This is a genomic window from Enterobacter sp. CPE_E1241 (genome assembly GCF_045618265.1).
GTDB classification, from domain to species: domain Bacteria; phylum Pseudomonadota; class Gammaproteobacteria; order Enterobacterales; family Enterobacteriaceae; genus Enterobacter; species Enterobacter adelaidei.
Genome location: NZ_JBIWYV010000001.1, coordinates 572,100 through 585,516, shown reverse-complemented (window position 1 = coordinate 585,516; position 13,417 = coordinate 572,100). Strand labels below are relative to the sequence as shown.

Annotated in this window: 10 protein-coding genes; 5 read left to right on the top strand and 5 right to left on the bottom strand. The window is 54.3% G+C overall.

Features of this window, described 5'->3' with window-relative positions:
* A complete protein-coding gene (gene tamB / locus ACJ9Y9_RS02790) occupies nt 1–3,777 on the bottom strand; it encodes an autotransporter assembly complex protein TamB (protein WP_028016475.1) in 3,777 nt (1,258 codons plus the stop codon).
* Complete coding sequence (gene tamA, locus ACJ9Y9_RS02785; protein ID WP_028016474.1) at nt 3,774–5,507, bottom strand: autotransporter assembly complex protein TamA; 1,734 nt, start codon at nt 5,505–5,507, stop codon at nt 3,774–3,776. The genes tamB and tamA overlap by 4 nt, the downstream gene beginning before the upstream one ends.
* Before the next feature lie 224 nt (nt 5,508–5,731).
* Between tamA and msrA the strand changes: the two genes are divergently transcribed.
* Both msrA and ACJ9Y9_RS02775 read left to right on the top strand, forming a co-directional pair.
* Nucleotides 5,732–6,373 (top strand): peptide-methionine (S)-S-oxide reductase MsrA, encoded by a 642-nt coding sequence (gene msrA, locus ACJ9Y9_RS02780; protein ID WP_028016473.1) that lies wholly within the window; start codon nt 5,732–5,734, stop codon nt 6,371–6,373.
* Between the two features lie 208 nt (nt 6,374–6,581).
* Nucleotides 6,582–7,919, top strand: coding sequence for a hemolysin family protein (locus tag ACJ9Y9_RS02775; RefSeq protein WP_028016472.1), 1,338 nt, complete (start codon nt 6,582–6,584; stop codon nt 7,917–7,919).
* Between the two features lie 71 nt (nt 7,920–7,990).
* On the opposite strand, the gene ACJ9Y9_RS02770 is transcribed toward ACJ9Y9_RS02775, so the two are convergent.
* Nucleotides 7,991–8,197, bottom strand: a complete 207-nt coding sequence (locus tag ACJ9Y9_RS02770) for a DUF1107 domain-containing protein (RefSeq protein WP_028016471.1) — start codon at nt 8,195–8,197, stop codon at nt 7,991–7,993.
* A gap of 324 nt (nt 8,198–8,521) precedes the next feature.
* Here ACJ9Y9_RS02770 and ACJ9Y9_RS02765 point away from each other — a divergent pair, with 324 nt between their 5' ends.
* Entirely contained in the window at nt 8,522–9,079 is a 558-nt protein-coding gene (locus ACJ9Y9_RS02765; RefSeq protein ID WP_028016470.1) for a YtfJ family protein, read from the top strand.
* Here the strand turns inward: ACJ9Y9_RS02765 and cysQ are convergent.
* Complete coding sequence (gene cysQ / locus ACJ9Y9_RS02760; RefSeq protein ID WP_028016469.1) at nt 9,073–9,813, bottom strand: 3'(2'),5'-bisphosphate nucleotidase CysQ; 741 nt, start codon at nt 9,811–9,813, stop codon at nt 9,073–9,075. The two genes, ACJ9Y9_RS02765 and cysQ, sit on opposite strands and share 7 nt — an antisense overlap.
* 190 nt (nt 9,814–10,003) lie before the next feature.
* Between cysQ and ACJ9Y9_RS02755 the strand changes: the two genes are divergently transcribed.
* Nucleotides 10,004–11,947 (top strand): bifunctional 2',3'-cyclic-nucleotide 2'-phosphodiesterase/3'-nucleotidase, encoded by a 1,944-nt coding sequence (locus ACJ9Y9_RS02755; RefSeq protein ID WP_028016468.1) that lies wholly within the window; start codon nt 10,004–10,006, stop codon nt 11,945–11,947.
* Nucleotides 11,948–12,018: 71 nt separating this feature from the next.
* Here ACJ9Y9_RS02755 and ACJ9Y9_RS02750 read toward each other — a convergent pair whose 3' ends face one another.
* Nucleotides 12,019–12,405: a helix-turn-helix domain-containing protein gene (locus ACJ9Y9_RS02750; protein WP_028016467.1), complete on the bottom strand. Its 387-nt coding sequence runs from the start codon at nt 12,403–12,405 to the stop codon at nt 12,019–12,021.
* A gap of 84 nt (nt 12,406–12,489) precedes the next feature.
* Between ACJ9Y9_RS02750 and ACJ9Y9_RS02745 the strand changes: the two genes are divergently transcribed.
* Nucleotides 12,490–13,338: an SDR family oxidoreductase gene (locus ACJ9Y9_RS02745; protein ID WP_028016466.1), complete on the top strand. Its 849-nt coding sequence runs from the start codon at nt 12,490–12,492 to the stop codon at nt 13,336–13,338.
* Nucleotides 13,339–13,417 lie beyond the last annotated feature (79 nt).

The following is a 13,417-nucleotide window of genomic DNA, read 5'->3' as shown; positions in this document are numbered from 1 at the left end:
CTAAAACTCAAACTGATAGAGCAGATCAAGTGCCTGGTCTACGCCGGACACTGCTTCCAGATATAGCTTAGGCATCAGGCGATAGCGTAACGTGAGTGTTGCCAGTGAGTCAAAGATCCCCACACCATATTTTACCTGCAGACCCGGCAGTACATAGCCGCTGACCACCACCTGCGAGGAGTCACCCACGCCCTGGGTGTCCAGCGCCAGATTGCTTACGCCGAACGTCTCGCCGATTTTACCCACAACCTGCCCACTTTGTGCAACCCCCAGACCCACTAACATCGAGGTCATCGCCGCACTGTCGCTCTGACCGCTGTCCAGACCTTGTCCACGCAGCAGGTAAGAGAGGGCCTCCTGTTGCGGCATCGCCGGGTCAGAGAAGATCTCCGCCTTCGGTTCGTCGGCGGAACCGGTGACGCGTACACCAGCAATAACGTTGTTTTCCGTTGCTTCCGGGTTACGAATCGCTTCGATGTTCAACAGGGGCTGATCCGGTGGACCAGAGAACAGCAGCTCGCCTTTGCGGACAATCAGGTCCTGACCATAGGCGTGGAAGCGCCCTTCAGGAATATTAATCTGCCCGTTCAGGCCAAGCCCTTGTTTATCCTGCGCCACCTTCAGATCACCCGTGAGCCTTGCCTTCAGCCCAAACGCATCCAACCGCACGTTATTCCCCACGTGCACGATAAGGTTACTATTAATCGGTATGCCAGCGCTCTTCTGTTCGACAGGTTTCAGATTTTCATTGAGCATAACTTCATCACTTGAAACACCCACCGCACTTTCAGGCACGTCGTGAACCACAATGCGTGCCCATGGCACATCGACGCGTCCGTCAAGCGTGAAGAGGCTTGGCGTGGCTTCAAAGACCACATCAGGTGAGACATCCAGGCGAACCATTGGCGGTACGGTGATACGCACTCGGCTGCCTTTTGCGGCAATACGGGCACGCCAGTTATTGAGCTGACTCCAGTCTGCGTCGCCGCTCAGGTTGATCTGCCCTTGCTGAGTCAACACCGAGCCGCTAATCGTTGAACTCATGCCGTTGAAGTTCATCGAGATTTGGCTAGGCTGCATATCAAATGGCATGAAGTTACCGTCGATATCCACACCGCTAAGCCGCATCTGACCGAACAGCTGCGGGCTTTGCGCGTTGCCAGCCAGACGCAAATTGGCATTCAGCATGCCTGCCGCTTTTTCCCCGCGGTCGAAAATCGGGTTCACCATCGCCAGGTTGAAGTTACGGATATTGACGTTGCCGCCAAGATTACGCCGTCCTTGCGGATCGGAAATCTGCACTTGTCCATCAAACTGACCGTTGTTGGTCAGACGGATAAGCCATCCCAGCTCTGCACGGTTATTATGTAGATCCGCACTCAGGTTCAGGGTGTCGAAGGCTACCGGCAGCGGCGCATCATTCACCTGTTGCGTCACCTTCACGTTACGACCCGAAAGCGTGACGCTACCCTGTGGCAGCCCTTCTTTAGTGGTGTCCCAGGCGACATCGGCCTTCCCGCTAAAGACGCCGCTGGCCTGCGTGGTATCTGGCATAAACGGCTTCAGCATCGCCAGGTCAAAGCGATTGAGGTTGATCTGCGCGCGCCCTTCCGCGCCCGCATCAATGGTCTGAGGTATACACAGCTCAGCATTTGGGTTGGTCCAGCAGTGTGGTCCGATGCTGATCTTTTGTTCCGCGTTACGGTAGTCCAGCGCAATAGAGCGTGACAACGCCAACGGCCCGACCGGTGTGTTGAAGCGAGTGTTATCAAGCAGACCTTTCCAGCGTTCCTCTTTACGATCAAAGCTTCCTGTCAGGTGAAGCTGCCCGGAGACCGGCTCACCCTGCACACGCAGCTGGAGGTCGTGCTGCTTTTCGTTGCCTTTCGCTTCCAGCGTCACCAGATTAATGTTCACGTCCGGCTGAGCAATGCGCTCCACGCGCAGGTTCAGGTTACCGCCGATCTGATCGGTGGATTTCACATCCCCTTCAACGCGAACGCGGGCGACAGTCAGCTCCTGCCAGCGCAGGTTATTAGCGGTGATATCCGCCAGAAGTTGGGGGGCGTCTACCGTCCCGCGCACTTTCACTAACCCTTTCGCCGTGCCACCCAGGCCCGGCAGAGCATTATCCAGATTCGGTGCGTCGATAGTGGCATCCAGATTGAGATCTTTCACCCCCAGCTCGCCTTTGATATCCGCCGTGTTGCGGCCCAGCGCTACGTGCAGACCCGGGATCGTCCACTGCAGGTAGCTGTTGCCTTTGACCGAGCCCTCAACGTTAACCTTGTTCTGCTTCACGTTCCCGGTGAGTTTGATTTCCGGCACGTCCATCTGCCACGTGCCGCCGTACAGGCTGCCGCGGGTTTTGATCAGACCATCCAGCTTCGACGGCCAGTCCGGCACCTCTTTGGCGGTGTTAATACCCGTCAGCTTCAGCTCGCCGCGCCAGCTGATCGCCTGCTGCCAGTCGAGCAGTGCGGTCAGCTCGGTTTTTCCTTCCAGTGCCGCAACGGTCAGTTTGTCGAGATTAACCTGCTGTTCATTGCCTTTTGCATCCAGCGTGATATTGGCGGGCGGCACGCCCTGCCCCTTCACTGCGGTACGGAACGAGAGCGTGTAATCGGTCATCTTGCCGCTCAGCTTCAGCTTCAGGTCATCGGCCTGGAACTGTTTTTCGCCGGTGAACGGCCAGTAAAGCTGTTTACTGACCATTTCAACATTGAGCGGTAAACCCGCTTCTGCCAGTTGAGTTTGCGCCCGCAGGACCATATCTAGCGGGCCGGAGAGATTTACCCCGACGTCCAGTTTGTCGCGCAGCGCACCGCCCACTTTGACCTTCACTTTTTCGCCTTTCAGCGGGTCAATATTCAGGGCGCTGTTGAGCGTGATGTCCACCGGCCAGTTGTCGCGCAGCAGGGCATTGCCAGAGGCATTCACCGAGCCCTGGTTGGTGTCGATATCCAGCGCGTCGAGCTTCATATTGCCGTCAATACTGCTGACTTTAAGCAGCATGTTATAGACCGTCAGATCGGTATCGCCGGTCAGGCGCAGCTGCTCACCTTTGAATTCCTCAATGTTGAGATTCAGCGGCAGATGAACATCGGTCATTTCCGGCAGGACAGGCTTCGAGAAGAGGTCTTTCAGCGTTTCACCCAGCGGCTTCTCTTCCGGCTGCGGGTTCTGGATCTTCGGCTCGACGATCTCTTCCTGCGCCACGTCGGCCACTTTCGGCAGCGCGATCAGTAATCCCTGCAGGGACGTCGGCGTCAGGGTGAGGTTTTTCTCCTGCCAGCGCAGGCCGGAGGTGAAATCCATCACGGATACGGTGGTGTCGTCGATTTTGATATTGACGTTATCAAGCGCCACCCGATAGAGCGCGATCGGATACGGCGTGGAGAGATTCAGCGGGCCGCTGTCTTCTTCCTCGACCGGCGCAGACTTCGGCATTTTCTTTGAATCTATCGCCACGTTAACATCTTTTAGCGACAGATCGTTGACGCACAGCTTGCTGTCCCGCAGACAGCCCAGCTTCACCGCAAGGTGGAACTCCCCGGCGTTTACGGCCACACCAGGTTGCTCATAGCGAATGTTCTTCAGACGCAGATCGCGCCAGCCGCCCGTCACCTGACCAATTTCAAGTCCCGGCACCCAGCGGTTAGCGGCGTTAAACAGCAGGTGCAGCCCGGTCGTCGTTCCCACCAGAAACGCCACCGTACCGAGCAGCAGTACGATAAAAATCAGCACCCCGAGGCTTATCTTCTTCCATAAACTCATAATTCAGGCCCCAGACCGATGTAAAACTGTAAACCATGCTCTTCTTTGTCGCCCACCGGAACGGCGAAATCGAGCTTGATGGGCCCGACGGGTGACTGCCAGCGTACACCCACGCCCGCACCGGTTTTGAAATCGCTGCGGCGGATGTCGCTCACCGCTTCGCCGCTGTCGACAAACATCGCCCCCCACCATTTACCGCTGACGTTGTACTGATACTCCAGCGAGCCGGTGGCCAGTTTCGACGCACCGATCAGCTTGCCGCTGTCATCTTTTGGCGCAATGGATTTGTATTTATAGCCGCGAATGCTACGGTCGCCACCGGCGAAGAAGCGCAGATCCGGCGGGACTTTGTCGAAGTCGCCGGTTTCAATCCAGCCGAGGTTACCGCGCACCACAAAGCGGTGTTTGTCATACAACGTACGGATCCAGACGTTTTGTGCCTGAATCACCGAGAAGTCGACATCGGAACCCCACATAGTGTTGGAGTAATCAATGGAATAACGCTGGGAATCGCCCCAGTCAGGCATCAGGCCGCCGCGTGAGCGGGTACGGCTGATCATCACCCCCGGATAGAGCAACATCGTGGTGTTGGTGACGTTGGCCTGCGTAAAGTGGTCCAGACTCCATCGCAGGTTAATGGCACGCTGCCAGCCGCTGGAGAGATCCCAGTAGCGTGACAGGGCAAGGGTGGTGGAATCTGACTTGGTATCATTCAGGTCGGTGCGCTTAAAGCCCCCCTGAACCAGGTAATATTGCTCCAGCGGGTTTTTCAGCAAGGGCATTTTATAGCTGAAATCGAGCTGCTGTTCCGGAGCGGAGATACTCGCGCTGGTCGTCAGGCTGTGGCCGTACGAGTTCATCCACGGCTTTTTCCATGTGGCCTTCACGCGCGGACCGACATCCGTCGAATAACCCACTCCGGTCTCAATGGTGTTCTCGATCCGTGGCGAGACGACGCCATGCAGTGGCAACACTTTGGTTTTGCGCGACTTATCAAATTCCGGCGCGACAACCACGGAGTTAAACCATCCGGTGGCTGAAAGGCGACGGTTCAGTTCCGCCAGATCGCTCGACTGGTAGTAATCCCCTTTTTTGAAGGGCACGAGATTTTGCAGATATTCTTCACGGATTTGCGATCCTTCGAAGGTTACATCGCCAAAACGATAGCGCTCCCCACTGTCGTAATCGATATCCCAGAAGGCCTGATGTCTGTCCAGCGCAATGCCAAGCTGACTTTTGTTGAACTGGCTGTCAAAGTAGCCCTTACGAAGGGAAACGCTCGTCAGCTCTTTTTTGAAATGGTCGTAATCACCGTGATTAAGTACCGTGCCGATTTTCGGCCGCGTACTGAGCAGATCCAGATAATCCCGGTCTGTGCGCGCTCCACCGCGCAGGATGACGTTTGTGCCGCCAATCAGTACCGGCTCACCCGGCGAGACGCGGGCAATAAGCACCTGGCGCCCCTTCTTTGGCGGCGGGCGTAGGTCAAAATCAATGGTAGGTTCGTAATAACCCAGCGCTTTTAGCCCTTCGCGAATCGCGTCATCTACGCGCGCGCGAAAACGGCGGTCCGGCGTCACCTCATCACTCTGGATGGTCGACAACTGCGCACGCACGTTTTTTTCCAGCGCCCCGGACAACCCCTCAACCTGCAAACGAACGTTCGCCGCACTGGCAATCCCGCTTGTTAGTAGCAAACTGACCAAACATAACTGGCGGATTTTTATCACGTTTTCTCCTGAATATCCCTGTTTCCACCCTGGAAGCAAATGCACTGCCGCTCCGCGGCAAAATACGGCCTGTTAGCCAAAAACCCAAATCGCGGGTTGAAAATGGGTGCAACACCCAAATATTTCTTATGATTAAATCTAGACTCATTTAGCGCATTTATTGTGTTCAATTAAACGCTTCGTGACAACCTTAACCGAAACATCGGCCCCCGGGAGACCCCATCGTGAGTTTATTCGACAAAACGCATCTTGTTTCACAAGCTGATGCATTACCGGGACGCAACACGCCTATGCCTGTGGCGACCTTACACGCCGTAAACAACCATTCAATGACCAACGTTCCTGATGGAATGGAAATCGCCCTGTTTGCGATGGGTTGTTTCTGGGGTGTGGAACGCCTGTTCTGGCAACTGCCCGGCGTTTACAGCACGGCAGCCGGTTATACTGGCGGCTACACGCCAAATCCAACCTACCGCGAAGTATGCTCTGGCGAAACCGGCCATGCGGAAGCCGTTCGTGTGGTGTATGACCCTGCAGTGATTAGCTACGAGCAGCTTCTGCAGGTGTTCTGGGAAAACCACGACCCGGCGCAGGGCATGCGTCAGGGTAACGACCACGGCACACAATATCGTTCGGCCATTTATCCGCTCACACCGGAGCAGGATGCTGCCGCTCATGCCAGCCTTGAGCGCTTCCAGAAAGCCATGCGTGATGCTGGCGATACGCGCGAGGTGACCACGGAAATCACCACCGCGAAACCGTTCTACTATGCCGAGGACGATCACCAGCAGTATCTGTATAAAAACCCGTACGGCTACTGTGGCATTGGTGGCATTGGCGTCTGCCTGCCGCCGCAAGCAGAATAGCCGCTTGAATCTGGCAGAAATGGATTTCGCCGGGTTTGAAAATCATCACTTTTTCTGCCAAAACGTGACCTCTGGCAGGTTTACACTCCTTTACGCTATACTACCCGCTGAAATAATCGGCTCAACGCTACGAGCTGACGTTCTACGTGTTTTCACACAAATGGTATCAACTTCCCTTCCGAGGATCTGGCGAGAAGCCGGATAAACTATGTTAAACAGTATTTTAGTAATACTTTGTCTTATTGCCGTCAGTGCATTTTTCTCGATATCTGAGATCTCGCTGGCCGCGTCCCGTAAAATCAAACTCAAACTGCTTGCCGATGAAGGCAACATCAACGCCTCACGCATTCTGAAGATGCAGGAAAATCCCGGTACGTTTTTCACCGTGGTGCAGATTGGCCTGAACGCGGTCGCGATTCTGGGTGGTATCGTGGGCGATGCGGCATTCTCGCCGGCGTTTTATAGCCTCTTTATTCAGTACATGTCTGCCGAACTCGCCGAGCAGTTGAGCTTTATTCTCTCCTTCTCGCTGGTGACAGGCCTGTTCATCCTCTTCGCTGATCTGACCCCGAAACGCATCGGTATGATTGCGCCAGAAGCTGTGGCTTTGCGTATCATCAACCCGATGCGCTTCTGCCTGTTTGTTTTCCGCCCGCTGGTATGGTTCTTCAACGGTCTGGCGAACGTGATTTTCCGCATCTTTAAGCTGCCAATGGTGCGCAAAGACGACATCACCTCCGACGATATCTATGCCGTTGTGGAAGCGGGTGCGCTGGCCGGGGTGCTGCGTAAGCAGGAACACGAGCTGATCGAGAACGTGTTTGAACTGGAATCCCGCACCGTGCCGTCTTCCATGACGGGTCGTGAAAGCATTATCTGGTTCGATTTACATGAAGATGAGCAGAGTCTGAAGAACAAAGTGGCGGAGCATCCTCACTCCAAGTTCCTCGTCTGTAATGAAGATATCGACCACATCATCGGTTATGTCGATTCCAAAGATCTGCTCAACCGCGTGCTGGCAAACCAGAGCCTGGCGCTCACCAGCGGCGTGCAAATCCGCAATACCCTGATTGTGCCGGACACCCTGACCCTTTCAGAAGCGCTGGAAAGTTTCAAAACCGCCGGGGAAGACTTCGCGGTGATCATGAACGAATACGCGCTGGTGGTAGGTATTATCACCCTGAACGACGTGATGACTACTCTGATGGGTGACCTGGTTGGCCAGGGCCTGGAAGAGCAGATTGTTCAGCGTGACGATAATTCATGGCTGATTGATGGCGGCACACCGATTGAAGACGTGATGCGCGTGCTGGATATTGACGAGTTCCCTCAGTCCGGTAACTACGAGACCATCGGCGGCTTTATGATGTTTATGCTGCGCAAAATCCCGAAACGTACCGACTCCGTGAAGTTCTCTGGCTACAAGTTTGAGGTGGTGGATATTGATAACTACCGCATCGACCAGCTGCTGGTGACGCGTATCGACAACAAACCGACCGTACTGGTACCGAAGCTGCCGGATGTGGAAGAGAAGGTATCAGCGTAAAATTCCTGTCCCCACAAACATCAACGGCTCCCATCGGGAGCCGTTTTTTTAACTACTGCATAGCACGCTGGTTAAGCCATCTCAGTTTGCAGACGCAAAACCTGACGGTTGACTTCGGACATCACAGACAAGTGCTGCTTATCCTTCACTTTTGGGACGAGGATCTTGCCCTTATCAAACTCAAAAGCGCCAACATCCTTGATATACAACCGTCCACGGAACAGGATCTTCACGTACTTCGCCACCTGAAGCGGGTTGTAGCGTTGGAAAATTTTCATTCTTGTATCTCCTGCGAATCATACGCTCTTGCGGCGCCACAATCGGCCCGACTGTCCTGAGCGCAAATTTTAATGCCCATTGACTATAGACCAGAACAACCTTGATACCCAGTATGCATAAGTTTATTTACCGTTTGATTACAATTATTCAGAATAATCTTTGCAAACCGTGACTCAGGGCAGTATAAGCCGTCGTTTTTTCATGGATATGTGCGTTCACCCGCAAACTGGCATCGGGATTGCGGGAAAACCACATTGATCGCACTTATGATTAAAAGCGTAAGACCAAGTGGTCGGATCACCTGCAAACAATAAGGAAACGCCATGACCCTACGTAATATCCTTGCAGCAGCCTGCCTGCTGCTGCCCCTGTGGGCTTGCGCTCACAACATTGAAAAAGGACAACGTGTACCGCCAGTCGGTATTGCTGACCGGGGAGAATTGATTCTCGACAATGATAAGTTTAGCTACAAACCCTGGAATAGCGCGCAGCTCGCAGGCAAAGTGAGAGTTGTACAACATATTGCCGGTCGTACATCCGCAAAAGAGAAAAATGCCAACCTGGTGGAAGCGATCAAGGCGGCAAAATTCCCTCACGACCGCTATCAGACCACCACGATTGTGAATACCGATGACGCCATTCCTGGCTCCGGTATGTTTGTGCGTTCAAGCCTTGAGAGCAATAAAAAGCTCTACCCGTGGTCGCAGTTTATCGTCGACAGTAACGGCGTGACGCGTCAGGCCTGGCAGCTGGAAGAAGAGAGCTCCGCCATTATCGTGCTGGATAAAGACGGCCGGGTACAGTGGGTGAAAGACGGGGCGTTAACCCAGGAAGAGGTGCAGCAGGTGGTTGCCCTGCTGCACAAGCTACTGGCTCAATAAATCGTGACGCGGAAGCCGGGGTTGAGGAAGGATTCGCGTGGGGTGTAGTCCAGCGTCTTTCCCTGCCAGTCATGAACATGCGCCCCGGCTGCCGCAGCAACGGCATGTCCGGCGGCAGTATCCCAAACGTTGGTTGGCCCAAAGCGAGGGTACAGTTGCGCATGACCTTCCGCTACCAGGCAGAATTTCAGCGATGAGCCAATTGAGGTGGTCTGGTGTTCACCCAACTGTTGCAGATACTCCTGCAATTCGCTGTCGCTGTGAGAGCGACTAATCACCACCAGCGGCGGGCGCGCATCGCGAACCTGAATCTGCTTGCGCACACCGCACTCCTCCTTCCAGGCCTTCCCTTCTGCGGCGCTGTACATCACTTTCATTACCGGCGCATAGACCACACCCAGCACCGCTTTGCCCTTCTCAATCAGGGCGATATTGACGGTGAATTCACCGTTACGCTTGATGAACTCTTTAGTTCCGTCCAGCGGATCGACAAGCCAGTAACGTTGCCAGTGTTGACGTTCATCCCAGCTCTGTGGTGCCTCTTCTGACAATACAGGGATCTCCGGCGTTAAGGCCTGCAATCCTTGCAGGATCACCTTATGCGCCGCGATATCTGCTGCCGTGACCGGAGAGTCGTCTGCTTTACTGACGACCTCCATGGGTTTTACACCGTCATACACCTGCATGATGGCGTCCCCCGCATCCCGTGCGAGCTGACAAATTTTATCTAACATTCTCCACCTCTTTGTTAACGCAGTGAGGTTAACTCTTTGTTTTAGTTATATCGTAATGTGAACAATTCCGCTATCTGTGAAGTAATTCCGGTTTCAGCACACATTTTTCTGTCAGGATTCACATTTCTGTAAGCAACAAGCTATAGATACATACTCTTTTGTGGCCTGGATCGAAAAAAGGACTCCTCTGATGATTAAGTTTAGCGCAACGCTCCTGGCGACGCTGATTGCAGCAAGCGTGCAGGCAGCGACAGTCGATCTGCGTATTCTGGAAACGACAGATCTGCACAGCAACATGATGGACTTCGATTACTACAAAGATACCCCTACGGAAAAATTCGGACTGGTACGCACGGCCAGTTTGATTAACGCCGCCCGCGAAGAAGTAAAAAACAGCGTACTGGTCGACAATGGCGATCTCATTCAGGGGAGTCCGCTTGGCGATTACATGGCAGCAAAGGGACTGAAAAAAGGCGAGATCCATCCTGTTTATAAAGCGATGAACACGCTGGACTATACCGTCGGCAACCTGGGAAACCACGAATTTAACTACGGGTTGAAATACCTGCATGATGCACTGGCAGGGGCCAAATTCCCGTATGTTAATGCCAATATCATCGACGTTAAGACCCAAAAGCCACTGTTTACCCCTTACCTGATTAAGGAGACCGAGGTTGTCGACAAGGACGGTAAAAAACAGACGCTGAAAATCGGCTATATCGGCTTTGTACCGCCGCAAATCATGACGTGGGATAAGGCAAACCTCAGCGGTAAAGTGACCGTTAATGACATCACCGAGACCGCGCGCCACTACGTGCCGGAGATGCGCGAGAAAGGGGCCGATTTAGTGGTCGTTGTTGCTCACTCAGGTCTTTCAGCCGATCCATACCAGGCGATGGCGGAGAACTCGGTTTACTACCTGAGTGAAGTGCCGGGTGTCGACGCGATCCTCTTCGGCCACGCTCACGCGGTCTTCCCCGGTAAAGACTTTGCCAGCATCAAAGGGGCTGACATCGAAAAAGGGACGCTCAACGGCGTACCGTCGGTTATGCCCGGGATGTGGGGTGACCACCTCGGCGTCGTCGATCTGGTTCTGAATAATGACAGCGGCAGCTGGAAGGTTACCCAGTCGAAAGCCGAAGCGCGCCCCATTTATGATGCTGACGCCAAAAAATCGCTGGCCGCTGAAGATAAAAAACTGGTCAACGTGCTGAAGCACGATCACGACGCCACGCGCGAATTCGTCAGTAAGCCGATCGGTAAATCCGCTGACAATATGTACAGCTTCCTGGCGCTGGTGCAGGACGACCCGACCGTCCAGGTCGTCAACATGGCGCAGAAAGCCTACGCCGAGCACTTCGTTCAGGGCGATCCGGATCTGGCAAAACTGCCGGTGCTGTCTGCCGCCGCACCGTTTAAAGTGGGCGGGCGTAAGAACGACCCAGCCAGCTATGTTGAAGTCGAAAAAGGCAAGCTGACCTTCCGTAACGCCGCCGACCTCTATCTCTACCCGAACACCCTGGTGGTGGTTAAAGCGACGGGCAAAGAGGTGAAAGAGTGGCTGGAGTGTTCCGCCGGGCAGTTCAACCAGATTGATCCACACAGCAGTAAACCGCAATCGTTGATTAACTGGGACGGATTCCGCACCTATAACTTCGACGTGATCGACGGCGTAAATTATCAGATTGATGTCACCCAACCTGCAAAATATGACGGCGAATGTCAGGCCATTAACCCGCAGGCGGAGCGCATCAAAAACCTGACCTTCAATGGCAAAGCCATTGATCCGAATGCCACGTTCCTGGTCGTAACCAATAACTATCGCGCCTATGGCGGTAAGTTTGCCGGGACAGGCGACAGCCACATCGCCTTTGCCTCACCGGATGAAAACCGCTCAGTACTGGCCGCATGGATCAGTGCAGAATCGAAAAAAGCAGGCAAAATTCACCCGGCGGTGGATAACAACTGGCGCCTGGCCCCGATTCACAGCGATACGAAGCTGGACATCCGCTTTGAAACATCACCGTCCGATAAGGCGGCAACGTTCATTAAGGATAAGGCGCAGTACCCGATGAAGAAGGTAGCGACGGACGATATCGGGTTCGCGATTTATCAGGTGGATTTGAGCAGGTAAAAACAAACCGGCAAAGCACGTTGCCGTTATTAGTGTTTGTTCCCTCTCCCGGCCGGGAGAGGGTGAGGGCATCAGGCCGCCCGATCGTCCCGATTCGCCATCACCTTCGGCGTATTCACCTCAATCCAGTCCGCCAGCGCGGCGACTTTCTCGCTTACCTCAATACCTAACGACGTCAGACTATACTCTACGTGCGGCGGCACAACAGGATACGAAACGCGATCAACGAACCCGTCCTGCTCCAGCGCCTGAAGCGACTGAGCCAGCATCTTCTCGCTCACGCCGCCCATTTTCCGGCGCAGGTCACTGAAACGATGCGTACCCTGGCGCAGGGCGACCAAAATCAGTACCCCCCAGCGGCTGGTGACATGTTTGAGTACCTCCCGGGAGGGGCACTGTTCCGCGAAGAGATTGCCATCGCGCATTTGTTCGCTGAGCGTCGGTATCGTTGTCTTCATACTTACCTTTTTGTGCGTACTTACTAAAAGTTAGTTAAGGTGTTAGTGTGCCACAACACAAGACAAACACGAAGGAGTTCTCTCATGATCGCAATTACCGGTGCTACCGGCCAGCTTGGCCATCTTGTTATCGAACAACTTTTAAAATCCGTTCCGGCCAACCAGATTGTGGCCATTGTGCGTAATCCGGCAAAAGCCGGGGCACTCAGCCAGCAAGGTATTGTCGTGCGTCAGGCGGATTATACTGACCAGGCAGCGTTTACCACGGCGCTGAACGGCGTGGATAAACTCCTGCTGATCTCCTCCAGCGAAGTCGGCCAGCGCGCCACTCAGCACCAGAATGTGATTAACGCCGCTAAAGCGGCGGGCGTGAAATTCATCGCCTACACCAGCCTGCTGCATGCAGATAAATCACCGCTCGGCCTGCACGTTGAACACGTTGCCACTGAAAAAGCACTGGCGGCCTCCGGCATTCCTTATGCCCTGCTGCGCAACGGCTGGTATACCGAAAACTATCTGGCGAGTGCACCACCAGCCCTGGAGCACGGCGTGTTTATAGGCGCTGCGGGTGACGGCAAAATTGCCTCAGCCACACGTGCGGATTACGCTGCTGCGGCAGCAAAAGTCATCGCTGAAGAAGGTCATGCAGGCAAAGTTTACGAACTGGCGGGTGACAATAGCTGGACACTGAGCGATCTGGCTGCAGAACTCAGCAAGCAAAGCGGCAAAAACGTGGCGTATCAGAACCTGAGTGAAGCGGACTTTGCCGCCGCATTGAAGGGGGTTGGTCTTCCGGCCGGGCTGGCGGATATGCTGGCGGACTCTGACGTGGGCGCATCCAAAGGCGGCCTGTTCGATGACAGCCATACCCTGAGCAAACTGATCGGTCGCCCAACCACTTCGCTGGCAGACAGCGTCAACGCAATTCTGTAATTGTTACGAACTGGTTATTTTTTGTGGCATCCCCTCGGGTCATCTTTGATAATGGAGAGATGACCCATGAGGAGGTTCA